This is a genomic window from Mesorhizobium sp. CA8 (genome assembly GCF_020164955.1).
Classification (GTDB): domain Bacteria; phylum Pseudomonadota; class Alphaproteobacteria; order Rhizobiales; family Rhizobiaceae; genus Mesorhizobium.
Window position 1 is genome coordinate 37,536 of the sequence record NZ_JAIUHG010000028.1, and the last position, 24,265, is coordinate 61,800.

Consider the following 24,265-nt stretch of genomic DNA (forward strand, 5'->3'; position numbering starts at 1 on the left):
TCACGAAAGGCCTTGTCCGAACCAGTCTTCGATAAAGCGTTCGTAGATTTGCGTCAGCGTCTCCAGATCGGCAAGGGCGACGCGCTCGTCCACCATATGCATGGTCTTGCCGACCAGGCCGAACTCGACCACCGGGCAATAATCCTTGATGAAGCGCGCATCCGACGTGCCGCCGGAGGTAGAGAGCGCCGGCGTCTTGCCGACCACGGCCTTGACCGAGCTGCTCAGCGCATCGATCAGCCTGTCGTCGCGGGTCAGGAAGACATGGCTCGGCCGGTCGCGCCAGACGAGCTCGTAATCGACCGGCGTCTTCTTGCCCGGCCGATATTTCCGGCGTCCGGCGGCCTGGTCGAGCCGGTTGTGGATCTCGGCCTGGATCGTCTCTGCGTCCCAGCTGTCGTTGAAGCGGATGTTGAACGTCGCGATCGCCTTGGCCGGGATGACGTTGGTCGCAGGATTGCCGACGTCGATCGACGTCACTTCGAGATTGGTCGGCTGGAAATCCTTCGTTCCCTTGTCGAACACGGGATGGAGCAGCGCGTCGACCAGGCTCATCAGGCCGCGCACCGGATTGTCGGCAAGCTGCGGATAGGCGGCATGGCCCTGGCGTCCGTTGACAATGACGCTGCCGGAGAGCGAGCCGCGCCGGCCGATCTTGATCATGTCGCCGAGCGCATCCGGATTGGTCGGCTCGCCGACGATCGAAGCGTCCCACTTCTCGCCTTTGGCCGCCGCCCAGTCGAGCAGCTTGGTGGTGCCGTTGATGGCCGGTCCTTCCTCGTCGCCGGTGACGAGCAGCGACACCGAGCCTTTCGGGCCGCCATTCTTTGCGACATGGCGCGCCACGGCGGCGACGAAGCAGGCGATGCCGCCCTTCATATCGACGGCGCCCCGGCCATACATCTCGCCATTGGCGATTTCGGCGGCGAAGGGCGGATGCGTCCAGGCCGCCTCGTCGCCCACCGGCACCACGTCGGTATGGCCGGCAAACATCAGATGCGGCCCGTTGCCCGAGCGCCGCGCATAGAGGTTTTCGATGTCCGGCGTGCCGTCTTCCGAGAAGATTGGACGTTCGACCGAGAAGCCGAGCGGTTTCAGCATGTCTTGCAGCGCTGCAAGCGCGCCGCCCTCGGTGGGCGTCACGGACGGGCAGCGGATCAGGGCGGCAAGATTCGCGGCGGGATCGGTCGGCAATGTCATGGGCAAAGCGATAGTCGAAAGCGTTTGTCGTGTCACGATGGCAGATGATCGCCGGTCATGCCGCCGACAATCTGGTTTTCCTAGCGTGTAAATGCATCTCGCCCGGACGTGTGCAGCGGTTCTGGGAGAACGGCATGCATAATGGGAAATTGCGGTCCAAGCGAGGACGAGTGCATGGCCAGTGAAACGAGGATGATCGCGATAGCCGGCGCCGGCAGCATCGGCTGCTATGTCGGCGGCTGCCTGGCGCTCGCCGGACGCAAGGTCGTCTTCCTCGGCCGCGGCCGCGTCGTCGAGGCCATGCGCGAAAGCGGGCTGCGCGTCAGCGATCTCGACGGCCGAGACCGCCGCGTCGAGGCACAAGCGATTTCGGCGAGCGACGATCCGGCGATCGCACTGACGGATGCGGATGTCATCCTGGTGACGGTGAAGAGCGGCGCGACCGGGGAGATGGCCAGGTTGATTGCAGCCCATGGGCGCCCGTATGCCGTGGTGGTCAGCCTGCAGAACGGCGTCAACAATGCCGACCGGCTGCGCGCCGCGCTCCCTGGACGGCGGGTGCTGACCGGCATGGTAATGTTCAACGTCGTCCTGTCGCCCGATGGCGAGCTGCCGTTGCGTGCGCACCGCGCCAGCCAGGGCGAGGTGATGATCGATACCGGCGTCGACCGTCTCGTCGATCTGCTCGACGTCGATGGGCTTGCCGTCGAAGCGCGCGCCGACATGAAGGCGGTGCAGTGGGGCAAATTGCTGATGAACCTAAACAATGCATTGGTGGCGCTCTCCGATCTGCCGCTGGCAAGGCAACTGGCCGACCGCAACTGGCGCGCCGTCCTCGCCGCCGAGATCGACGAGGCGCTCGCCGTGATGAGGGCCGCGGGCATCACGCCGGCGCGCATCACCGGCCTCCCGCCGATGCTGCTGCCGAAAATGCTGCGGCTCCCCGACTGGCTGTTCGGGCTTCTGGCCCGCCGCATGCTGGCGATCGACCCTCAGGCGCGCTCGTCAATGTGGGACGACCTGAAACGCGGCCGTCCGACAGAGATCGACGAATTGCAAGGCGCGGTCATTCGCCTGGCGAAACAAACGGGTATCCCGACGCCGGTCAATGAACGCGTCACGGCGCTGGTGCGTCAGGCGGAAGCGGAAAAGCGCGGTCCGCCCGGCCTCAGGCCGGAAGCGGTCAGCGGCGGTCCTCGATCAGCGTGATCTTCTGCCAGATCTTGCGCGACAGATTGGAGCTCAGGTTCTCGATGTCGTTGACGGCATTGACGACGACATCGTCATTGACCGACTGCGCGAACAGCGCCGCGATCTTGCCGGTGATCGACAGCATTTCCGAGCAATAGTCGAGATAGCGCGCCAGCTCGGCGGCGTTGGTGATGCGGGCGGGCGAGTGCGATGTCGGCTTGAAGTCGGCCGACAAGGTCGCTGGATCCTTGGTCAGCTGATGCATGTCGATGACGTGGATCAGCGAGCGCAGCCCGTGCAACTGCCGGAACACTTTCTTGCGCTTGATCCGTTCCTCGGTGCGGATCAGCGCCAGCAAGCCGAGCACCGCCAGGATCACGGTGTTGATCGTCGCCTCGATGCCCTGCATCGACTGCACGGCATCGTCGGCGCCCGAAATGCGGTCGAGCGGCAGGATAGTGCCGACGAACAGGAACATCGCCACGCCGGCGATGAAAGCCGCGACGATGACGCCGCGCAGCCACCAGATCGGCGCCTCCAGGTTCCTGGCGGCCTTGGCGAGGTCCCGCGACAGCGACACCAGTTCGCCGGCGACGGCGCGCAGTCCCCTTTGCGGAAAACGCTCGGCGACACGCTCCTCGAGCCTCTGGGCGGTATCGATGATCCGCGCCGGATCGAGCGTGCGGTAGCGCATGGCGGTCTCAGCTATCGCCTGGCGCGTTGGTGCGCCTGCCGTAGCGATTCGGTCCGGGATCGCTGCGGAAACAGGAGAGGATGATGAGCAGGATGGGCCCGATGATAAGCGAGATCAGCGCAAAATAGGTCGGCTTGCCGAAATCGTGGAAGCGCTTCGCCGTGACCGCGAAGGTGGCCCAGGCCGAGATCAGCAGCACCCCCCAGCAGATCATGGCCCAGTTCTGGCTGGCCGCGGTGTTCAGTTCAACCCGCGCGAACTGATAGAACGGGAAAAACTGGATAAGCACCAGCAGGATCCCGGCCAGCGCATAGGCGACCGGGCTCAGCCGCCCCGAAAGGCTGAAGAACAGCCAGAGGAATTGCGATCTGTCAGACAATAGCGTCCGCTCCGTTGGGGAGGATCAATCGCGCAGCAATTCGTTGATCGAGGTCTTGGACCGGGTCTTGGCGTCGACGCGCTTGACGATGACGGCGCAATAAAGGCTCGGGCCCGGGTCGCCATTGGGCAGCGGCTTGCCCGGCAGCGATCCGGCGACGACGACCGAGTTCGGCGGCACCTCGCCGTAAAAGACCTCGCCGGTGGCGCGGTCGACGATCTTGGTCGACTGGCCGATGAATACGCCCATGCCGAGCACGGAGCCTTCGCGCACGATGCAGCCCTCGACCACTTCCGAGCGCGCGCCGATGAAGCAATTGTCCTCGATGATGGTCGGGCCGGCCTGCATCGGCTCCAGCACGCCGCCGATGCCGACCCCGCCGGAGAGATGCACGTTCTTGCCGATCTGGGCGCAGGAGCCGACCGAGGCCCAAGTGTCGACCATGGTGCCGGTATCGACGTAGGCGCCGACATTGACGAAGGACGGCATCAGCACGGCGCCCGGCGCGACATAGGCCGAGCGGCGCACGATCGAGGACGGCACGGCGCGGAAGCCGGCCTTCTCGAAATCGACGGCGCTCCAGCCGTCGAACTTGGACGGCACCTTGTCCCACCACACGGCCTGGCCGGGACCGCCCTTGATGATCTCCATCGGGTTCAGCCGGAAGGAGAGCAGCACTGCCTTCTTCAGCCACTGGTTGACGTGCCACTTGCCGTCGTCCCGCCGTTCGGCGACGCGGGCGACGCCGCGATCGAGCAGGTCGAGCGCCGCCTGGATGGCGTCGCGCGTCTCGCCGCGCGTCGCGGTCGAAATCGTGTCGCGCTCCTCGAAGGCCCTTTCGATGGTCTTTTCGAGGCTCGCCAGATCTGGCTTCGACATGATTTCGCTCCATTACCAAGCTGTTAAGGCGCTCAGCCTTAACCTGTTTAAAAGTCGCGCGGACCCTATGTTAAGGCTCAATGGGGGTCAATCGCGCCAGCGTCACGGGACGGCGCAAGTGAAGGAATTGGACGGGTGGATTCGATGACTCCCATGGAAAAGGCAGGGTGGACGCCGCTGCCGCATTCGGACGAGGACCTGGAACGCTCGAAAAGCGTGCCGGATACCCCGCAGACACGTGCCGAAACCTACCGGCTGGCCTGGAACGATCCCGACTTCATGACGCGGCGCGAATTGCGCGCCGTGCGGCTGCAGCTCGAACTCCTGAAGCCGGAGATGATTCTGGCCGAGCGCGGCATTCGCTCGACCGTCATCCTGTTCGGCGGCGCTCGCCTGCCCGAACCGGGCGGCGAGGCCTGGGCGGCCAAGAACGAGACGCAGAAGAAGAACCTCGAGGCGAACAGCAAATATTACGAGGAGGCGCGTAAATTCGCCCGTCTGTGCTCGCGGCAGTCGGCCACCTCCTATTATCGGGAGTATGTCGTCGTCACGGGCGGCGGACCGGGCGTCATGGAGGCCGGCAACCGCGGCGCCGACGATGTCGGCGCGCCGTCGATCGGCTTGAACATCGTGCTCCCGCACGAGCAGGCGCCCAACGCCTATGTCACGCCGGAGCTCTGCTTCAATTTCCACTACTTCGCCATCCGCAAGATGCATTTCGTCATGCGGGCCAAGGCGGTCGCGGTCTTCCCGGGCGGCTTCGGCACGATGGACGAGTTCTTCGAGACGCTGACGCTGATCCAGACGGGGCGCATGGAGCGCGTGCCGGTCATTCTGTTCGGCAAGACGTTCTGGCAAAGGGCGATCGATCTCGACTTCCTCGCCGAGCAGGGCACGATCTCGCCCGGAGATCAGGACATCATCGATTTCGTCGACACGGCCGACGAGGCCTGGGAGATCATCCGCCGCTTCTACAAGCTTTAAGATAATTGCCACGGCTTCGGACGGCCACGCGTCCGACGGCAATGGCAACGTCAAGGCCGGCCGGAGAGCCGCCCGGAGTTGGTCAGGCCGCCACGTCGACGATCGCGGTCAGGAAGCCGGCGAGATCGTCGGTGACGAAATCGACGTCGTCCTCGTTTGCCGGGTCGCGTTCCCAGATCTCCGAGAAGGTCGGCTCGAAATTGCGCGGCACCACCAGCACGGTCGTCATCCCGAGCGTTTTCGGCACCGCCAGATTGCGCGCCAGGTCCTCGAACATCACCGCATTGTGCCCGGTCACCGAGTGCAATTCGGCAAAGCGCTCATAGGTCTGGCGCTCCGGCTTGGGGTTCAGCCCCGCCGCCACGATGTCGAAGATGGCGTCGAAATGCTCCAATATGCCGAGTTGGCGCGCGGTGCGCTCGGCATGCCTGCGGTCGCCATTGGTGAAGATGAATTTGCGCCCGGGAAGCTGGCGGATCGCCGCGCCCAGCACCGGGTCCGGCACCAGCCGCGAATAGTCGATGTCGTGCACCTTCTCGAGAAAATCGTCGGGATCGATGCCGTGCCGCTTCATCAGCCCGTTCAGCGTCGTGCCGTATTCCAGATAGAGTTCCTTCTGCAGCTTGCGCGCGTCATCGCGCGAAAGCGTCAGCAGCTCCCCGACATAGGCGGTCATCTTCACGTCGATCTGCGCGAACAGGTTCGAGTGATGCGGATAGAGCGTGTTGTCGAGGTCGAACACCCAGTCCGTGACATGGGCGAAGCGCGCAGGATCGGGTGTCGTTGTCATGGATTTCTTATGGCATGCCGACGCTAGATTTATCCACAACTTATGCGCGTCACGAAATGTGAAAATGGCGCCTCGCTTCAAATTTTAAAAGTCCTGGAAAGGTCGCCTTTAACGCTTGCTGGCACACAAGCTGACCGTTGGGAGCAAGTGATGAGTCGCATATTTTTGAGGGCCGCTGCCGTGGCATTCGCTTCGGTCGCTGCCTCGCTGTTGTTGACGCTGATTGTGATGCCGGCAATGGGCTTTCCGATGAGCCGCACGGTCTGGCTAGCGTCGACGGTTTGCCCGCTCGTCCTCGCCTGGGCTGCCAGCGCCAGCAGCTTCTGGCAGAGCGATAGGTTGCAGAATGCTCATCGCGAACTTGCTCGGGCCCACGCGCAGCTCGCGGCGGCGCACCGGCGCCTGTCGGAAAAGGCAAGCCGCGATGACATGACCGGCATGCTCAACCGCGAAACTTTCTTTGCCGCGCTCGACGGATCGCGGCGCAAGAGCGATCGCGGCGCGCTCCTCATCATCGACGCCGATCACTTCAAGAGGATCAATGACAGCTATGGTCATCTGACAGGCGACCAAGCGCTGCTGCTGATCGCCGGCGCCATCGAGCGCGGCATCCGCGGCGGCGACGTGCTGGGCCGCATCGGTGGCGAGGAGTTCGCGGCCTTCCTGGTCGGCGCCAGCGAAGCGGAAGCCAAGCACATCGCCGAACGCATCCGCCGCGAGGTCGAGCTGATCCGTTTCCGCCCCGTCGACGAGCGGACCGTGCCGCTCACCGTCTCGATCGGCGGCATAAGCTGCGGCGAGAGCGCGACCGTTTCCGATTTGATGCGCGCCGCCGATCGCAGGCTTTACGAGGCCAAGAACCGCGGCCGCAATCTTTCGATCCTCGATCGCGAGCTTCCGGAAGCGGCTTGAGCTTCGCCGCGGGCGTTAGCAGAGCCCTAACCATGTCGATATTCAACCGCGCTAAACTTCCTGGTGTAACGCGGTTTTCATCTGGCTTTGGCACGAAACTGGCCTCGGTAGCGGCATGTGTGCCGTTCAGGAACGGCATGCGTGGATCGAGGCCCCTGTCGAGAGACGTGTCATGAGCAGGTTCATAAGAAAAATGTCGCGCCGCGCGATCATGCAGGCGCTGATCACGCTGCCCGCCCTGTCGCTGTTCCGCAGCCAGCAACCCGTGGTCGATCCCGATGAGATCGTCGAGATCAATGGCTGGATCCTGCGGCGGAGCGACCTCGCATGATCTTCGACAGCTACGAAGCCTATAAGCAGACCGGCTTCAAGCCCAAGGCCTGTATCCTCGGTTCCGGTCCCGCCGGCATGACAATCGCCAGGAAGCTCGGCACCGCCGGCATTCCGATCGTCGTGCTGGAGGCGGGCTCGCGCGAATTCAGCGAGGAGTCGCAGGATTTCTACCGTGGCAAGACGGTCGGCGATTTCTACTTCGACCTCGACATCACCAGGCTGCGCTTCATGGGCGGCTCGTCCAACCACTGGGCCGGCTGGTGCCGCGTGCTCGACAAGCAGGATTTCGAACCCAAGGCATGGGCGCCGGACACCGGCTGGCCGATCAGCCGCGCCGACATCGAGCCCTATCTCGGCGAGGTCCACGATATCCTCGAGCTTCCGGCGTTCCGTCCGGACGTCCCGGTTTCGGACGACATCCGCTGGGTGCAGTTGATCAAGAGCCCCGCGGTTCGTTTCGGCGAGAAATATGCGGACGAGCTCGACAAGAGCAAGAACATCGCCGTCGTGCTCAACACCTATGCGACTGAGCTTACCGGCGACGGCAAACGCATCACCGGCGCGAAGCTGTGGTCGAACGGGCAGGACGCCGGCACCTTCAGCGCCGATTATTTCGTCGCCTGCACCGGCGGACTGGAGAACTCGCGGCTGCTGTTGTGGTCGAATGAGCGCTCGAATGGCGGCGTGGTGCCGAACGCGGCTGCGCTCGGCCGCTATTGGATGGAGCATCCGACCTTCGAAGGTGGCAACGCCGTTCTTGCCAACTATTCGGAGTTCGAGGTCGACGGCTCGAATGAAGCCTTCTTCTCGCCGACGCTTGCCGCGATGGAGCGGCTGCAGATCATGAATTTCGGCATCCGCCTGATCGAGAGCCCCTATCCCAATGTCAAGAAGCTGATCGCCGACCTTGCCTGTACCGCGCCGAACATGGCGGAGTGGATGTCGTTCCAGCTGGACCAGAGGCTGCGTTGCGCCGCCCAGCTCTATGTCGCCTGGGAGCAGGCGCCGCTCGCCTCGAACCGGATCGAGCTGTCGAAGACCGATGTCGATCACGCCGGCGTGCCGCGCATCGAACTGCGCTGGAAGAAGTCGCCGCTCGAGCGCCGCACCCTGCTCGAGGGCCTTAGGCTTTTCGGCACGACCATGGCGCAGAAGAACCTCGGCCGCGTCCGCATCGACGACTGGATCAGCAATGGCGGCGATTACCCGACCAACGAGGAGACGGCCGGTCACCACCATATGGGCGGCACCCGCATGGGCACCGATGTCTTGAAGAGCGTCGTCGATGCCAATTGCAAGGTGCACGGCATGGACAATTTCTATGTCGGCGGCTCCTCGGTGTTCTGCACGTCGGGCCAGTGCAATCCCACCACCACCATCACCGCGCTTGCCTGCCGCCTGGGCGAGCACCTCGGCAAGGTGATTGCCGTCTGATTTCGACTGTGCTGCGCTTCATCCACGCCGCTCTCGACCTGCAGAGCGAGCAACTGGCCAGGATCAAGGCCGAGCACGATAAAGTCGATTGATCCGAAAAAGCGCGAAGCGGCCCAGCCGCCTGCCGGCAACTGAACCGCCCTGAATGTCGGTTGGGCGAAAACCGACCTCAGACCGTCGCCGGGTCGAGCGCCGGCTGGCCCTTGAACCGCGCCACGATGCCGGCGAGGTCGCCATGGGCGAAAGCATCGCGCAGCGCATCGAAGGACGGCAGCACGAAATAGGCGCGCTGGAACTTGTCGATCTCATAGCCGGTGCGCATCACCGTCTCGAGGTCGAACGGCACATGGTGGGCGTCCTTGCTCTCGACCGCGAATTGCAGCTCGGTGAAGGACGACATCAGCCCGGCGCCGAAGGCCTTCAGCGGCTGGCCAGCTTCCTGGATGAGGCCGTATTCGGCGCTGTACCAGTAAAGCCTTGTGATCATCTCGTCGCCGCCGAGCGCGATCAAGCCCTCGGCCTTCTGGCCATAGATCTGCATGAAATCGGCGAACACCGGCTGGGTCAGGATCGGCACATGACCGAAGAAATCGTGGAACATGTCCGGCTCGACGATGTAGTCGAGTTCTTTTTTCGTCCGCAGCCAGTTGGTGACGGGGAAGCGCCGATTGGCGAGATGCTCGAAGAACGGGCCGGCCGGAATGAGGCCAGGCACCGCGACGATCTCCCAGCCCGTCGCCTTGGCGACCTTTTCGCTGACCTCGTCGAAATTGGGAATCCTGTCGAGCAGGCCGAGCGCGGCAACGCCGTCCAGATAGGAACAGTGCGCGAGCTTCTGGGTCAGCTTCGTCTGGCGGTCGCAGAGCGTGCGCCACACCGCCTGTTCCTCGGGTGAATAATCGTAGCTCTGCGCCACGGTGAAATCGCTGCGGCACACCGAATAGTCGCCGCGAAGGCCCTGCGCCGCGCATTCGGCGGCGTAATCGGCAACGCTGATCGTCATCATATCCTCCTCAAGATCGTGATCCACGGATCGTGAGGAGTAGTTTAGCGGCGATCCATGAGGCAAATCAGCCTTGTTTCGTAGCCCGCCGGGAGTTTCTGAGGTAAAAGCACTCGGATCAACGCGAGATCCAGGATACATGCCTCAATTCGACGATTTCGAGATCAAGATGCTCGACATCCTGCAGCGCGATGGCCGCAAGCCCGTCTCGGAGCTGGCGCAAGAGATCGGCCTGTCGACCACGCCTTGCGCGCGCCGCTTCGACGCCTTGCAGGAGACAGGCATCATCAAAGGCTTTGCCGCCGTGCTCAGCCGCCGCGCCGTCGGGTTGACGGTCGAGGTGTTCATCCAGGTGCGGCTGGTCGGCCACAGCGACGGCTCGCCCGAAAGCTTCATCGCCGCCGTGCAGCGCATGGACGAGGTCTCGTCCTGCTGGACCATGACCGGCGACTACGATTTTCTGCTGCATGTCATGGTGCCGTCGGTCGACGACCTCAACGCCTTCGTCATGCACCGGCTGATGCGGCTGCCCGGGGTGCGCGACGTTCACACGCAACTGGTGCTGCAGAACATCAAGGGACCCGGCCACGTGCCGCTCAGCCATCTGCGGCGCTAAAGCAACTCCATGAAGAATGTGAAGCGTTTAGGCTCGGCAACTTCGCCGTAGCCCTCCGCCCGGAATTGCTTCAAACAAACTTCTCCCGAAAAGCTGCGTGGAAACTGCTGAACCGCGCCAAGGCGGCTTCGACATGGGCGACTAGCACAAGCGGACCAACATGGAGGTCCGCCTTGAACATCGTGCTGATCAATCCCTCGCACACGGCCATCGGCAGCCGCGTGCCCGACGACCATCTGCCGCCGCTCGGGCTGCTGGCGATCGGCGGTCCGCTGATCGATTCCGGCCATCAGGTGCGCCTGGTTGACGCCGAGTTCGGTCCTATGCCGCTTGGCAGGGTGGTCGATGAGGCTTTGCGCGACGATCCCGATTTCATTCTGATCGGCCATTCCGGTTCGACCTCGGCGCATCCGACGGCTTTACGCATCGCTGAAATGATCAAGGCCCGCGCGCCGGACGTCATCGTCATCTATGGCGGCGTCTTCCCGACCTATCATTGGCGCGACATCCTCGCCGCGAGCGACGCCTTCGACTTCATCGTGCGCGGCGAGGGCGAGGCGACCGCGACGGCGCTGGTCGAGGCGATCGAGATGCGCCAGCCGGTGGCAAGCGTTGCCGGCATCGCCTATCGTGACGACCTCGGCCACCCTGTCGCGACGCAGCCGGCCATGACCATCGCCGACCTCGATGCCTGGCGCGTCGGCTGGGAGCTGATCGATCATCGCCGCTACTCCTATTGGGGCGGCAAGCGGGCCGTGGTCATGCACTTCTCGCGCGGCTGCCCGCATCTGTGCAACTATTGCGGCCAGCGCGGGTTCTGGACCCGCTGGCGCCATCGCGACCCGGTCAAATTCGCCAGGGAGATCGCCTGGCTATATCGCGAGCACGGCGTCGAGCTGATCAATCTGGCCGATGAGAACCCGACCTCCTCGAAAAAGGCCTGGCGCGCCTTTCTCGACGCCATGATCGCCGAGAACGTGCCGGTGTTGATCGTCGGCTCGACCCGCGCCGACGATATCGTGCGCGATGCCGATATCCTCAACCTTTACCGCAAGGCTGGCGTCATCCGCTGGCTTCTCGGCATGGAAAATACCGACGAGGCGACTTTGTCGCTGATCCGCAAGGGCGGCAGCACCAAGTCCGACCGCGAGGCGATCCGGCTGCTCCGGCAACACGGGATCCTGTCGATGACGACCTGGGTCGCCGGCTTCGAGGACGAGACCTTGCGCGATCTCTGGCGCGGTTTCCGCCAGCTCATCGCTTATGACCCCGACCAGATCCAGGCGCTCTATGTCACACCGCACCGCTGGACGCCGTTCTTCCGCATCGCCAGCCGCCGCAAGGTGATCCAGCAGGATGTGCGCCTCTGGGACTACAAGCACCAGGTTCTGCACATGACCCGGCTGAAGCCATGGATGCTGTTCTTCGCCGTCAAGCTGATCGAAGTCGCGGTGCAGTCGCGGCCGAAGGCGCTGGCGCGCATCCTGTTCCATCCCGATCCCGAGCAGCGGCATTCGATGCGCTGGTACACCAGCATGGGCCGCCGCGTCTGGTTCCGCGAAGTCTGGGGGTTTCTCGCCCGCGACCGCCGCGTCACGGATGGACCGACGCTCGCCGAGTTCTGGGGCGCGCCGCAGGACGCCGAGGAGGAATCGATGGTCGTCCGGCGGCCGCCTGGAAAGTCTGGCGCGTGCGTCGTCGAGACCGCGCTTGTGCCGGACGAAAGAAGATTAGCCGGCTGATCATGGCAGATCACCGTTTACGGGTGACCTTGCCTTCTTAGGAAACGATCAGCGTGCCGGCGCCGTGCTCGGTGAAGAGCTCGAGCAGCACCGAATGCGGCGTCTTGCCGTTGAGGATGACGACGCCCTCGACGCCGCGCTCGATCGCCTCGATGCAGGTCTCGACCTTGGGGATCATGCCGCCCGACACCGTGCCGTCCTTGATCAGCGCCCTGGCTTCGGCGACCGTCAGCTCGTCGATCAGCTTCTTGTTCTTGTCGAGCACGCCGGGCACGTCGGTGAGGAAGAGCAGGCGCGAGGCGCGGCAAGCGCCGGCGATCGCACCCGCGAACGTGTCGGCATTGATGTTGTAGGTGTGGCCGTCGCGGCCGGGGGCGACCGGCGCCAGCACCGGGATCATCTCCGAGCGCGCGAGAAGATCAAGCAACGTGCGGTCGACCTCGACCGGCTCGCCGACAAAGCCGAGATCGAGCACGCGCTCGATGTTGGAATCCGGGTCGATCATGGTCTTGCGCGCCTTTTCGGCGAACACCATGTTGCCGTCCTTGCCGCAGAGCCCGATCGCCCACTCGCCCTCGGCGTTGATCAGCGCCACGATCTCTTTGTTGATCGAGCCGGCCAGCACCATCTCGACGATCTCGACCGTCTTCTGGTCGGTGACGCGCAGGCCGCCCTCGAACTTGGATTCGATGCCCATCTTGGTGAGCATCGCGCCGATCTGCGGCCCGCCGCCATGCACGACGATCGGGTTGACCCCGGACTGTTTCAACAGCGCGATATCACGGGCGAACGCCTTGCCGAGCTCGGTATCGCCCATGGCATGCCCGCCATATTTCACCACCACCGTCTTGTTCTCGTAGCGCTGCATATAAGGCAGCGCGCGCGAGAGCAGCGCGGCCTGCATTTCGGCGGTGGCGGCGATGTCCGTCATCGATGTGATCTCGGCCTCTAGAAAGGGAACGGCGGGGTCTTAGCGGGAATTGGCGCAGGCCGCAAACGCCTTTGCGGTCACAATGACGAAAACGTGTGTCGCTAAGCAGGCACCTTGAGCGGCGCGCGGCGCTTGAGCCATCCCGAAAGCTTCTCCATCTGCGCGGCGAAGGACAACAGCGTCTCCTCGTCGCCCGGCCGGCCGGCGGCCTGGATGCCGAGCGGCAGGCCGTCCGCCGTGACATGCACCGGCAGCGCGATCGAGGGCTGGCCGCTGACATTCTGGATCGCCGGCCAGTGGGTGAACCACAGGCTCTTGTCTATCAACTGGCCGAAGAACGACTTGACCTTGAGCAGGCCTGTCAGATGCAATTTGTCGAGCAGGTTCTCGAGGAACTCGTCCGCGCCCTTGGCGTCCATCGAACCGCAGGCCAGTGGCGGGTGCGCGATGACCGGCATCAGCACGGCGTCGAACCGGGCCGTCTCGTCGATCAACTGCCGCGCCGTGGCGTTGAGCCGCTGCACGGCCTCATAAACTTCGCCGGCGGACAGCATTTCGCCGCGACGGGCGAGCACGCGGGTCGCCCGCTCGACCTCGCCGGTCACCGGGCGGCCGACGCGCCGCGCCTCGGCCCGCATCGTGCCGGCAACGGCCGCGGCGACACTCCGGCAGAAATCAGCGATGAAGTCGCGGCCGATGAAAGGCAGGTCGATCTCCTCCACCGTGTGGCCGCCTTCGCGGGCCAGCGCCACCGCGATGTCGAGCGCCTGGAGCGTCTCGGCCGAGATCGGCAGGCCGAGCGGCGACTTGCGGTAGACGGCGAGGCTGAGCTTGCCCGGGTCGCGCGCGGCGGCCGCGGCAAACGAGCCTTTCGGCGCGCGGGCAGCATAGGGCGAGAGCGGATCGGCGCCATGGGTGAGGTCGAGCAGCAGCGCGGTATCGCGCACCGAGCGGCTGACGGCGTGGTCGACGACCATGCCGTACCAGCTTTCGCTGACGAGCGGCGTCAGCGGCACGCGGCCGCGCGAGGTCTTCAGGCCGACCAGCCCGCTGCAGGCCGAAGGCACGCGGATCGAGCCACCGCCGTCGGAAGCATGCGCCGCCGGCACAACGCCCGCGGCGACCAGCGCCGCCGAGCCGCCGGACGAGCCGCCCGTGGTGTGACCGGTGTTCCACGGGTTGCGGGTGATGCCGAAGCAGGCCGACTCCGTCATCAGCCTCAGCCCATGCTCGGGCGAGGTGCTGGTGGCGATCGGGATCAGCCCGGCGGCGAGATAGCGCTCGACCATCACCGAATTGAAATCGGCGGTGAAAGGCGGGATGCGGCTGCCGCCATGGATCGGCACGCCTTTGATGCCGATGCCGAGATCCTTGAGCGCGAACGGCACGCCGGCCAGCGGCAGCGTGCGGTCGATCGTTCTGGCCCGCGCCCGCGCGTCATCGTAAAGCGGCGTGGCAATGGCATTGATGTCCGGCCTTGTCGCTTCTGCGCGCGCGATCGCCGCGTCGACCAGCTCCGGCGGCGAGATTTCATTCCTGTGTACAAGCTCGGCAAGTCCGATCGCATCCTGTTCCCAAAGCACGCGCTCGATCGACATCGCCGCCCTCTTTTGGCGAAGACTATCTCATGAGCCTGTAAATCGGTATCGGGATTCGACAAGCCAATGGCACGACAACCTTGGGGGACGAGGCTCTCCGCGCCCGTTGCAATTAAATCGCAATCTTCTAATTTGCCGCCATGGGGCCTCAGGACATCAGCAAGCTGATCGTCCGGACTTCGATGAAGGACCGGGCTGCCTTCGATCTGCTCTACAAGCAGACCAGCGGGAAACTTTTCGGCGTCTGCCTTCGTGTCTTGAAGGACAGGGGAGATGCGGAAGAAGCGCTTCAGGAAGTCTTCGTCAAGATCTGGACGAAAGCGGATCGTTTCGCGGTTTCCGATCTGAGCCCGATTTCCTGGCTGGTGGCCATTGCGCGCAACCATGCGATCGATCGCATCAGGGCGCGGCGCAGTCCTTCCGCCAACATCGACGCCGCCCTCGACGTCGCCGATCCGACGCCGGGACCCGAGGCCATGGCTGTGGCAGGCGGCGAGACCGAACGCATCCACCATTGCCTTGACGAGTTGGAGAAAGACCGGGCGGCGGCCGTCCGGGGCGCCTATCTGAGCGGCGAAAGCTATGCCGAGCTGGCGGAGCGCTTCAAGATCCCACTGAACACGATGCGGACCTGGCTGCGGCGAAGCCTGCTCAAACTGAGAGAATGCCTGGAAAGATGACGCTGGCGCAAGACAACGGACCGGACGGTGGAGGCGACGACCTACTCGCCGCCGAATACGTTCTTGGCGTTCTGGCCGCCGACGAACGCCAGATCGCATCCCGTCGCATCGACACCGAGACAGAATTCGCCCGCCTGGTCGAAGCCTGGGAGGTCCACTTTGCGCCGATGGCCGCCGCCTATGCCGCGGTCGAGCCGCCGGCTTCTGTCAAGGCGGCGATCGATCGGCGCCTGTTTGCGTCGCCCGTCTCCACGGCGCCCGGCGGCGGCCTCTGGGCGAGCCTTGCCTTCTGGCGCGGCCTCGCCGCCGCGGCCATTGCCGCCCTGGCCGTCTATGTCGCGCTGCCTTACGTCAATCCGCCGGTCCAGGTGCCCGAGACCAGGCTGGTCGCCTCTCTGGCCGCCGACAACAGCAACGTCAAATATCTTGCGGTTTATGACGCCGCCCGTCATGAGGTCGGCCTGTCGCTGGTCTCCGGCGACCGCGGCGCCGGCAAGGATTTCGAATTGTGGATGATCGAAGGCAAGAACGCGCCGGTCTCGATGGGCGTCATCCCCGCCGGCCCGACCGCGCGCATGCCGGTCACGCCCGCCGTCCAGCAGAAGCTCGCGCAAGGCGCCGTGCTCGCCGTCAGCCTCGAGCCGGCCGGCGGTTCGCCGACCGGCCAGCCTACCGGTCCGGTTGTTGCTGCAGGCGACCTGAAGGGCATCTGACCCTGATCGTGACATCATCAAAGACTAATGAAGTCTATATCATATCTTGTTTGGATAGGGAAAGTTCGCTATCGCCGCCCGGCGGGGCGGACAAAATGAAGCGCCCCGAATAAAATCGCGCGACATTCGTGAAACTAACCTCTTTCGATCCCGTATCTCCTCGCGTTCCCAAGACGGGAAGAAACAACCAGAGGAGACTGACACCATGCGCAAACTCGCCACCCTTTTGCTTGCCTCCACACTCGGCCTTTCGGCGCTCGGCGCCGTTGCTTACGCCGCCAATCCCATGGTCGGCGGCGCGCCGATGTATGCGAAGAAGAACATCATCGAGAATGCCGTAAATTCGAAGGACCACACCACGCTGGTCGCCGCCGTCAAGGCCGCCGGCCTCGTCGACACGCTGCAGGGCGCCGGTCCCTTCACCGTCTTCGCGCCGACCAACGAAGCCTTTGCGGCGCTGCCCGCCGGCACGGTCGACACGCTGCTCAAGCCCGAGAACAAGGACAAGCTGACCAGGGTGCTCACCTGCCATGTCATCGCCGCCAAGGCGCTGGCCACCGATGTCGCCAAGATGGCCAAGGCCGATGGCGGCGCGCACCAAGTCAAGACCGTCGGCGGCTGCGGGCTGACGCTGAAGGCGGAGAAGGGCAAGGTCACCGTCACCGACGAGAACGGCAATGTCGCCCATGTCACCATCGCCGACGTCCGCCAGTCGAACGGCGTCATCCACGTCATCGACAAGGTTCTCTTGCCGAAGATGTAACAAAGCGGACCTAGCCGGCGAAGACATGGCTGAGCGCCGGCCGCGACATTCAAGATCGCGCCGCCGGCAAGAGTGTGCTCCGCGCCGTTCCATAGAGGAGGCGCGGAGCAGCAGCCGGAGCCAGGAAGGTTTCTGTCCGGAATTGCTCGACCAGGAGATGGGGCGTCACCGGCTTTTGATTTCCGGACGGCGCTCTATCTTGGCAAAATGCGTCAGGAGGAACGGCCATGAACCGTCGCGATTTTCTCTGGAGCGGAGCCGCCGCTGCCGCTCTCATCGCCGGATCCGCAGCGATGCTGCGCGCCGGCGGGCCGAAGCCGGCTTTGGCAGCCGAGACTTTCGAAGTCACCAAGACCGATGCCGAATGGCATGCCATCCTGTCCGATGCCGCCTTCGACGTGCTGCGCAAGCAGGGTACGGAATATCCCGGCACCAGTCCGCTGCTCAACGAGCATCGCAAGGGCATCTTCGCCTGCGCCGGCTGCGACCTGCCGGTCTATTCGTCGGAGACGAAATTCGATTCCGGCACCGGCTGGCCGAGCTTCTGGCAGGAGATCCCGAACTCCGTCGGCAAAACCGAAGACCGCTCGCTCGGCATGACCCGCACCGAGGTGCATTGCCGGCGCTGCGGCGGCCATCTCGGCCATGTCTTCGACGACGGCCCGCCGCCCACCGGCCTGCGCCATTGCATCAACGGCGTGGCGCTGAGCTTCAAGCCGGCGGCCGCCTAATCTCTCCAAAAGAATGACCCCGGAAATCGTCGCCGATTTCCGGGGTCACGCGTTGAGGAAACCAGGCGGGGGTTCCGGCTCCTCAATGGCCTCCGCCGCCACCGCCGCGCTGCTGCGCCGGCTTGTTGATGAACAGCACGAAAAATCCGAGCGAGGCGAAGAGCACGGTCAGCATCATGAACACGTCCATGAAGGACAAAAGCGCCGCCTGCTGGTGCACCATGCCCGATAGCTTCGAGACCGCAGCGCTTGTGGCGTCGAGGCCAGCGGTCTGCTCGAAATTCCGCGTCATGTTCTGCAGCTTGGTCTGCGCCGCCTCGCTGCCCCACTGCACATGCTCGGAGAGCCGCGCATAGTGGAAGGCGTTGCGGTCGATCAGCACCGTGTTGATCACCGCGAGGCCGACGGCGCCGCCGAGGTTGCGGGTCAGGTTGAACAGGCCCGACGCATTCTTCAGCCGCTCCGGCGGCAAGGTGCCGAGCGCGATGTTGTTGATCGGCACCATGCACAGCATCATCGAGCAGCCGCGCAGGATCTGCGGGATCAACAGCTCATAGAAATCCCAGTCGGCGGTGAGATGCGTCATCCACCAGGTGCCGGTGGCGAAACCCACGAAGCCGATCATCATCATCAGCCTGAGATCGATCTTGTTCGACAGGATGCCGGCGACGGGCGCGGTGAAGAACATCGCCAGACCGCTGACGAACAGCGCCTCGCCGATCATCATCGAATCGTAGCCGCGGATGCGCCCGAGGAACACCGGATAGAGATAGGTGAGCCCGTAAAGCCCGATGCCGACGACGAAGGAGAACAGCGAACCGAAGGCGAAGTTGACGTTGCTGAAGGCCCTCAGATCGACGATCGGTTCCTCGGCGGTGAAGACGCGCCAGAAGAAGATGACGCCGCCGACGGTCATGATGATGGCGCAGGCAAAAACCGCCGGCTCCTGCAGCCAGTCATGGTTCGGGCCTTCCTCCAGCACATATTCCATGCAGCCGAGGAAAGCGGCCATGCCGATCAGGCCCCACCAGTCGAACTTGGAGAACAGTTTCAGGTTGGGCTTGTCGAAATCGATCAGCGACCAGGCTGCCGTCGCCACCAGAATGCCGGGCACGACATTGATCAGGAACAGCCAGTGCCAGGACATGGCATGGCTGATATAGCCGCCCACCGTCGGGCCGATCGTCGGCGCCAGCGTCGCCACCAGGCCGATCATCGGCGAGACGACGGCGCGCTTGGAGGGCGGGAAGATGGTGAAGGCGGCCGCGAACACGCTGGGGATCATGCCGCCGCCGATGAAACCCTGGATGGCGCGGTAGACGATCATCTGGTCGATATTGGTGGCGGTGGCAGCGAGCGCGCTGGCCGCGGTGAAGCCGACCGCCGCGGTGGTGAACAGCACGCGCGTCGACAGCATGCGGCTGAGGAAGCCCGACAGCGGGATCATCACCACCTCGGCGATCAGATAGGCGGTCTGCACCCACGGGATCTCGTCGGAGCTGGCGCTCAGGCCCGCCTGGATTTCCGATAGCGAGGCCGAGACGATCTGGATGTCGAGGATCGCCATGAACATGCCGAACACCATCGCCAGGAAGGCGACGACGCGGCGCACAGGCATATGGTCCGCGGGCAGGGCCGGCGCGGCAGCGACCGGACGTGCGGGCATTGCTCCTGCGGTGATGGTTGCGGTTGCCATGTCATGGCCTCCCTAGGCAAGTCTCGAGGACAGGCGCGTGGCGGTCCCGGATTGCCTCGAAACGGATAAAGCAGGCTGGGCGGCTCGGCGCTCGCGAATGGCCACCGAACCGCCCCCCAATCAGTTGGTCGTCGAGGCCGGCGCGGTGCGGCTGTCGACCGCGACGACGACGCTCAAGCCGGCGCGCAGCTTGCCGGTCTTCAAGACGTCGGCCGGCACGTCGATGCGCACGGGCACGCGCTGAACCACCTTGGTGAAGTTGCCAGTGGCGTTTTCCGGCGGCAGCAGCGAGAACACCGCGCCCGAAGCCGGCGCCAGCGAGGAGACCGTGCCTTCGAAGGTCTGCCCGTCGATCGCGTCGACGGTGATGCGCACCTTCTCGCCGGGCACCATGCGGCCAAGCTGCGTCTCCTTGAAGTTGCCGACGATGTAGAGCTTGTCCATCGGCACAACGACGGCGAGCTTCTGGCCGGGGCTGACGAGGTCGCCTTGCTCGACAGAGCGGTTGCCGACGACGCCGTCATAGGGCGCCTTCAGCACGGTGAAGGAGAGGTCGCGCAGGGCCTTGTCGCGGGTGAGCTGCAGCGAGGCAAGCGTCGAGGCCGACTCCGCGCGCTGCGCTTCCAGCACGCCGATATTGGCCTGCGCCGCGGCGATCTGCGCGTCGGCGCCGACAAGGGCAGCCTTGGCCTGGTCGAGCGCGGTCTGCGCGTCATCGAGCTGCGCCTGCGTACCGACATGGGTCTTGACCAGCTGCGCCGCGCGGTCCTGGGCGCGCGCCGCATTGTCGGCGGCGGCCTGATCCGCGATCTTCTGCGCCTGGGCCTGCGACAGCGAAGCCTGGGCGGCCTTGGTCTGGGCGTCGATGCGGTCGAGCGTCTTCGCCAAGGTGGCGATCTGCGCCTCGGCCTGGGCGACCGCGATCTTGTAGTCGCCATTGTCGATGACGAACAGCGGATCGCCGGCCTTGACCTTTTGGTTCTCGCTCACCAGCACCTTGTCGATGTAACCGGATATTTTCGGCGACACGAACGACATATCGGCCTGGACATAGGCGTCGTCGGTGGAGATCATGAACCGACCGTCGGTCCAATAGTTATACCCGTACCAGGAGCCGGCGCCGAGCAGGGCAAGGCCGATGATCGGCAAAAGGAAAGAGCGGACAGAGCGCTTTTTCTTGGCCGGTGCTTCAGCCGCGGGTGTCGCAACGGGAGCGGCGGGCTGGACAGGAACTTCCGGCGCTTCGGTCGAAGGCTGGACCTTGGCGTTGGGAAAAGAGCGGACTTCGGCGGTGGCGGGCGCGTTCGAGGACATAGCGATCTCTCTGGAATGTCAGTCAGACTGAACCGTTCGGTTCGAATTGGAGATTGACATAGCGCGGAAAGAGGACCATATCAAGAGGAAATCGAACCGAGCGGTTCGAAATATTTTTCAAGGAACGACTTCCATGGTCGACACGACAGCCGGTAGCGATCTGCTCGACTTACGCAAGGGCCGCCCGGCGGCCGGGCAGGATCCCGTAAAAAGGGCCCAGATCATCGAGGGCGCCCGCCGCGTCTTTATAGACAAGGGCTTTGAAGCGGCCTCGATGAACGACATCACGCGCGAGGCCGGCGTCTCCAAGGGCACGATCTACGTCTATTTCGAGAACAAGGAAGAGCTGTTCGAGGCGCTCATCGAGGAAGAGCGCGGCACCATCTTCAAGAACATGTATGAAGTGCTCGACCATTTCGACGACCTGCGCAAGACGCTGGTGAAGTTCGGCACCGTGCTTTCGCTGAAGATCACCTCGGCCAAAGTCATCCAGGCCCAGCGCACCGTGGTCGGCGCGGCCGATCGGATTCCGGAGCTTGGCGCGCGCTTCTACGAACGCGGTCCCAAGCGCGGCCACGACAAGGTCATGGCCTTCCTCAACGAAGCCGTCGAACGCGGCCTGCTTCAGATCGCCGACGTCGACCTTGCCGCCTACCAGTTCACCGAGCTTTGCCTCGCCGGCCTGTTCCGCCAGTGCATCTTTTCCTATCGCACGAAAGCGCCGAGCCAGGCGGAGATCGAGCACGTCGTGACGTCCGGCGTCGAAGTGTTTCTCAAGGCCTATGCCACGGAAAAATTCTTCGCCGAGGAACGGGCGTTGCAATCGGCCTGACCGTTCGGGCATGCGGATTCCGGAGCGCAAAGGGCGAAGCTGAAGGGTCGCGAGGCGTCGCCGCGAAATCCATCGGTGCGGTCTGCCTCGACCGCGAAGACCGGCCTGAAGACCCCCCTCTCAAAATATCGATCGGCATCGTCCGGCAGGCGCTTTCGGAAGGACCTGTTAACCATCGCTTCCTATGTCTCGGGAGACGTTCAATCGGCGAGTCTCGAGTATGACATCCATGCGTTTCCCCCGTGCCAATCATCCCGGCGCCTCAGCCAACGACAGCGACGACGAACATCGCAATCCGCGGGAAACCGGGCGCCATGGCGCGGTCCCGCAAGCAGGACAGGTCGTGCCGCTGCGAGTCCTGCACGGGACCGAATCGACGGTCGCTCGTAACGCATCGTCCGAATCGGTCGGCGACGATTTCGGCCTCCCAGCCTGGCAGAACTATTTCTTCCTTGCGCCCAATGTGCGTTTCACGCGCACGCCGGATACCGACCTCGCCAGGCGGGCCGCCCCGCCGGAGGATACCGCTCAGGGCAAGGCATCCGCGGTCGAGCCTGTCCGGCCCGCGCCGCCGACTCCGCCGCCAGCCGCTCCGGTCCGGAAAAGTTCCGCCGCTCCCGCCACGGCGCCGATGCAAACCAGGCCGGCCCGCGCACCAGCCACTGTTGCCCCAGCCGCCGTCCCGAGCCCTCCGACCGCGCCGACCCAGGCTGAATCTGCTCCGACGCCAAAACCGCGCCTGAGCGGATTGCGCTGGTCCTATCTTTCCGATCATGCCTTTTTCGAGTTCGGCATGCCCTTCCTGGCCGAGCGCCTGGCGCGGGCGCGTCTGAACGAGACGGGGCAGGCGCCTGCCGTTCCGGCGCAGCCACTGATGCAGCCGGTGCCGGCGCAGCGTCCGGTCGCGCAACCGGTCCAGCCACGTGCCGCCTTCCCGGGTGAGGCGACGTCATTTTACCGGGTCATCGAATGGCGCTCCAACACGGCGGAGGCAAGTCCGATCTTGGCGCCCGTGCCGGCTCCGGCGGCCGCCCAACCGGCGCCTGCCAAGCCCATGCCGATCTCCACCCCGGTAAGCGCCAGGAAAGCCAGGCAGGCACCATCGTTGCCCATGGCCGGCGAGGTCGAGCCGCTATCCGCGATGAGCGACTACGAGCTTCCTTCGGAAGAGCTTTTGCAGATGCCGCCCGAGGGCCAGGGCTTCTACATGTCGCAGGAGCGGATGGAGCAGAATGCCGATCTGCTCGAAAGCGTGTTGGAGGATTTCGGCGTCAAGGGCGAGATCATCCATGTCCGGCCGGGGCCGGTCGTCACGCTCTACGAGTTCGAGCCGGCCCCGGGTGTGAAATCCAGCCGCGTCATCGGGCTCGCCGACGATATCGCCCGCTCCATGTCGGCCGTCTCGGCGCGTGTCGCCGTGGTGCCGGGCCGCAATGTCATCGGCATCGAGCTGCCCAACGAGACGCGCGAGACGGTCTATTTCCGCGAGCTGATCGGCTCCGCCGGCTTCCGCAACACCTCCTGCAAGCTGGCGCTCGGCCTCGGCAAGACGATCGGCGGCGAACCGGTCATCGCCGAGCTCGCCAAGATGCCGCACCTCTTGGTGGCGGGCACCACCGGCTCGGGCAAGTCGGTCGCCATCAACACCATGATCCTGTCGCTGCTCTACCGGATGAAGCCGCAGGAGTGCCGCCTCATCATGGTCGACCCCAAAATGCTGGAACTCTCCGTTTATGACGGCATCCCGCATCTTCTGACGCCGGTCGTCACCGATCCCAAGAAGGCCGTCACGGCGCTCAAATGGGCCGTGCGCGAGATGGAGGACCGCTACCGCAAGATGGCGCGCCTCGGCGTGCGCAACATCGACGGTTACAACCAGCGCGCTGCCGGCGCCCGCGACAAGGGCGAGGTCGTGACCATGCAGGTGCAGACCGGCTTCGAGAGGGGCACCGGCGAGCCGCTGTTCGAGGAACGCGCGATCGACCTCGCGCCCATGCCCTACATCGTCATCATCGTCGACGAGATGGCCGACCTGATGATGGTGGCCGGCAAGGAGATCGAAGGCGCCATCCAGCGCCTGGCGCAGATGGCCCGCGCCGCCGGCATCCATCTGATCATGGCTACGCAACGCCCGTCCGTCGACGTCATCACCGGCACCATCAAGGCCAATTTCCCGACCCGCATCTCCTTCCAGGTGACGTCGAAGATCGACAGCCGCACGATCCTCGGCGAGCAGGGTGCGGAACAACTGCTCGGCCAAGGCGACATGCTGCACATGGCCGGCGGCGGGCGCATTTCGCGCGTGCACGGCCCCTTCGTTTCCGACCTCGAGGTCGAGCAGGTCGTGGCGCATCTGAAAGCGCAGGGGCGTCCCGAATATCTCGACACCGTCACCGCCGACGAGGAGGAGGCCGAGGAAGCGGCCGATGCCGGCCCGGTCTTCGATAAGAGCGCGATCGGAGAGGAGGATGGCGATGCGCTCTACGAGGAAGCCGTCAAGGTGGTCAAGCGCGACAAGAAGTGCTCGACCTCCTATATCCAGCGCCGCCTCGGCGTCGGCTACAACCGCGCCGCCTCGCTGGTCGAGCGCATGGAGAAGGAAGGCCTGGTCGGCGTTCCCAACCATGTTGGCAAGCGCGAGATCCTCACCGGTCGGCGCGATCGCGAGCCGGAGCGCGAGGAGATGGATTAGGCGGGCGCGCCAGACCCCTCATCCGGCCGCTTCGCGGCCACCTTCTCCCCGACGGGGAGAAGAGACTGGCGCCAGCGCCGACCATCTCCTCGCCCCTTGGGGAGAGGTCAGCCGAGCGAAGCGGAGGCTGGGTGAGGGGGAGTGCCTACGCGGCAGGC

23 protein-coding genes are annotated in these 24,265 nt (G+C 64.5%); 13 read left to right on the forward strand and 10 right to left on the reverse strand.

The window, feature by feature from the left end:
- Complete coding sequence (gene dapE, locus LB553_RS25105) at positions 1-1,200, reverse strand: succinyl-diaminopimelate desuccinylase (RefSeq protein WP_224517150.1); 1,200 nt, start codon at positions 1,198-1,200, stop codon at positions 1-3.
- A gap of 174 nt (positions 1,201-1,374) precedes the next feature.
- Between dapE and LB553_RS25110 the strand changes: the two genes are divergently transcribed.
- On the forward strand, positions 1,375-2,409 hold the full coding sequence (locus LB553_RS25110) for a 2-dehydropantoate 2-reductase (RefSeq protein WP_224517152.1): 1,035 nt from the start codon (positions 1,375-1,377) through the stop codon (positions 2,407-2,409).
- Here the strand turns inward: LB553_RS25110 and LB553_RS25115 are convergent.
- From LB553_RS25115 to dapD, 3 genes are read right to left on the reverse strand one after another with little or no spacing between them, the layout of a single operon-like run.
- Positions 2,384-3,085 (reverse strand): hypothetical protein, encoded by a 702-nt coding sequence (locus LB553_RS25115; RefSeq protein ID WP_224517154.1) that lies wholly within the window; start codon positions 3,083-3,085, stop codon positions 2,384-2,386. The genes LB553_RS25110 and LB553_RS25115 overlap by 26 nt on opposite strands.
- A gap of 7 nt (positions 3,086-3,092) precedes the next feature.
- Positions 3,093-3,464, reverse strand: a complete 372-nt coding sequence (locus LB553_RS25120; RefSeq protein WP_224517156.1) for a DUF805 domain-containing protein — start codon at positions 3,462-3,464, stop codon at positions 3,093-3,095.
- Between the two features lie 24 nt (positions 3,465-3,488).
- Complete coding sequence (dapD, locus tag LB553_RS25125; RefSeq protein ID WP_224517157.1) at positions 3,489-4,343, reverse strand: 2,3,4,5-tetrahydropyridine-2,6-dicarboxylate N-succinyltransferase; 855 nt, start codon at positions 4,341-4,343, stop codon at positions 3,489-3,491.
- Positions 4,344-4,487: 144 nt separating this feature from the next.
- Here dapD and LB553_RS25130 point away from each other — a divergent pair, with 144 nt between their 5' ends.
- Complete coding sequence (locus LB553_RS25130) at positions 4,488-5,327, forward strand: LOG family protein (protein ID WP_140755418.1); 840 nt, start codon at positions 4,488-4,490, stop codon at positions 5,325-5,327.
- Positions 5,328-5,409: 82 nt separating this feature from the next.
- On the opposite strand, the gene LB553_RS25135 is transcribed toward LB553_RS25130, so the two are convergent.
- Entirely contained in the window at positions 5,410-6,117 is a 708-nt protein-coding gene (locus LB553_RS25135; protein WP_224517160.1) for a pyrimidine 5'-nucleotidase, read from the reverse strand.
- Between the two features lie 150 nt (positions 6,118-6,267).
- Here LB553_RS25135 and LB553_RS25140 point away from each other — a divergent pair, with 150 nt between their 5' ends.
- From LB553_RS25140 to LB553_RS25150, 3 genes are all read left to right on the forward strand, one after another.
- Positions 6,268-7,029 (forward strand): GGDEF domain-containing protein, encoded by a 762-nt coding sequence (locus LB553_RS25140; protein WP_224517161.1) that lies wholly within the window; start codon positions 6,268-6,270, stop codon positions 7,027-7,029.
- 172 nt (positions 7,030-7,201) lie between these two features.
- Entirely contained in the window at positions 7,202-7,360 is a 159-nt protein-coding gene (locus tag LB553_RS25145) for a hypothetical protein (RefSeq protein WP_224517163.1), read from the forward strand.
- Positions 7,357-8,796, forward strand: a complete 1,440-nt coding sequence (locus LB553_RS25150) for a GMC oxidoreductase (protein ID WP_224517165.1) — start codon at positions 7,357-7,359, stop codon at positions 8,794-8,796. Before LB553_RS25145 ends, LB553_RS25150 begins: the two co-directional genes overlap by 4 nt.
- Before the next feature lie 169 nt (positions 8,797-8,965).
- On the opposite strand, the gene phhA is transcribed toward LB553_RS25150, so the two are convergent.
- The gene (gene phhA / locus LB553_RS25155) at positions 8,966-9,802 is read right to left on the reverse strand and encodes a phenylalanine 4-monooxygenase (RefSeq protein WP_224517167.1); all 837 of its coding nucleotides are present in this window, start codon (positions 9,800-9,802) and stop codon (positions 8,966-8,968) included.
- A 136-nt stretch (positions 9,803-9,938) separates the two neighbouring features.
- Here phhA and LB553_RS25160 point away from each other — a divergent pair, with 136 nt between their 5' ends.
- Both LB553_RS25160 and bchE read left to right on the forward strand, forming a co-directional pair.
- Entirely contained in the window at positions 9,939-10,415 is a 477-nt protein-coding gene (locus tag LB553_RS25160; protein ID WP_224517170.1) for an Lrp/AsnC family transcriptional regulator, read from the forward strand.
- A gap of 173 nt (positions 10,416-10,588) precedes the next feature.
- Complete coding sequence (gene bchE / locus LB553_RS25165) at positions 10,589-12,157, forward strand: magnesium-protoporphyrin IX monomethyl ester anaerobic oxidative cyclase (RefSeq protein ID WP_224517172.1); 1,569 nt, start codon at positions 10,589-10,591, stop codon at positions 12,155-12,157.
- Positions 12,158-12,194: 37 nt separating this feature from the next.
- On the opposite strand, the gene argB is transcribed toward bchE, so the two are convergent.
- On the reverse strand, positions 12,195-13,088 hold the full coding sequence (gene argB / locus LB553_RS25170) for an acetylglutamate kinase (RefSeq protein WP_224517174.1): 894 nt from the start codon (positions 13,086-13,088) through the stop codon (positions 12,195-12,197).
- Positions 13,089-13,189: 101 nt separating this feature from the next.
- A complete protein-coding gene (locus LB553_RS25175; protein ID WP_224517176.1) occupies positions 13,190-14,686 on the reverse strand; it encodes an amidase in 1,497 nt (498 codons plus the stop codon).
- A gap of 140 nt (positions 14,687-14,826) precedes the next feature.
- On the opposite strand from LB553_RS25175, the gene LB553_RS25180 reads away from it, so the two are divergent.
- The 4 genes from LB553_RS25180 to msrB all read left to right on the forward strand — a co-directional run bounded on the left by LB553_RS25180 (position 14,827) and on the right by msrB (position 17,573).
- Complete coding sequence (locus tag LB553_RS25180) at positions 14,827-15,366, forward strand: sigma-70 family RNA polymerase sigma factor (RefSeq protein ID WP_224517178.1); 540 nt, start codon at positions 14,827-14,829, stop codon at positions 15,364-15,366.
- Positions 15,363-16,079 carry an anti-sigma factor domain-containing protein gene (locus tag LB553_RS25185; RefSeq protein ID WP_224517180.1) on the forward strand — a complete coding sequence of 239 codons (717 nt, stop codon included), beginning with the start codon at positions 15,363-15,365 and terminating at the stop codon, positions 16,077-16,079. Before LB553_RS25180 ends, LB553_RS25185 begins: the two co-directional genes overlap by 4 nt.
- A gap of 205 nt (positions 16,080-16,284) precedes the next feature.
- A complete protein-coding gene (locus LB553_RS25190) occupies positions 16,285-16,842 on the forward strand; it encodes a fasciclin domain-containing protein (protein WP_224517181.1) in 558 nt (185 codons plus the stop codon).
- 227 nt (positions 16,843-17,069) lie between these two features.
- Entirely contained in the window at positions 17,070-17,573 is a 504-nt protein-coding gene (gene msrB / locus LB553_RS25195; protein WP_224517183.1) for a peptide-methionine (R)-S-oxide reductase MsrB, read from the forward strand.
- Between the two features lie 82 nt (positions 17,574-17,655).
- Here msrB and LB553_RS25200 read toward each other — a convergent pair whose 3' ends face one another.
- A complete protein-coding gene (locus LB553_RS25200) occupies positions 17,656-19,269 on the reverse strand; it encodes a DHA2 family efflux MFS transporter permease subunit (protein ID WP_412033378.1) in 1,614 nt (537 codons plus the stop codon).
- Between the two features lie 120 nt (positions 19,270-19,389).
- On the reverse strand, positions 19,390-20,583 hold the full coding sequence (locus LB553_RS25205) for an HlyD family secretion protein (protein ID WP_224517185.1): 1,194 nt from the start codon (positions 20,581-20,583) through the stop codon (positions 19,390-19,392).
- A gap of 133 nt (positions 20,584-20,716) precedes the next feature.
- On the opposite strand from LB553_RS25205, the gene LB553_RS25210 reads away from it, so the two are divergent.
- Together LB553_RS25210 and LB553_RS25215 are read left to right on the forward strand one after the other, a co-directional pair.
- Entirely contained in the window at positions 20,717-21,415 is a 699-nt protein-coding gene (locus LB553_RS25210; protein ID WP_224517187.1) for a TetR/AcrR family transcriptional regulator, read from the forward strand.
- A 229-nt stretch (positions 21,416-21,644) separates the two neighbouring features.
- Entirely contained in the window at positions 21,645-24,107 is a 2,463-nt protein-coding gene (locus LB553_RS25215) for a DNA translocase FtsK (RefSeq protein WP_224517189.1), read from the forward strand.
- Positions 24,108-24,265: the final 158 nt, after the last annotated feature.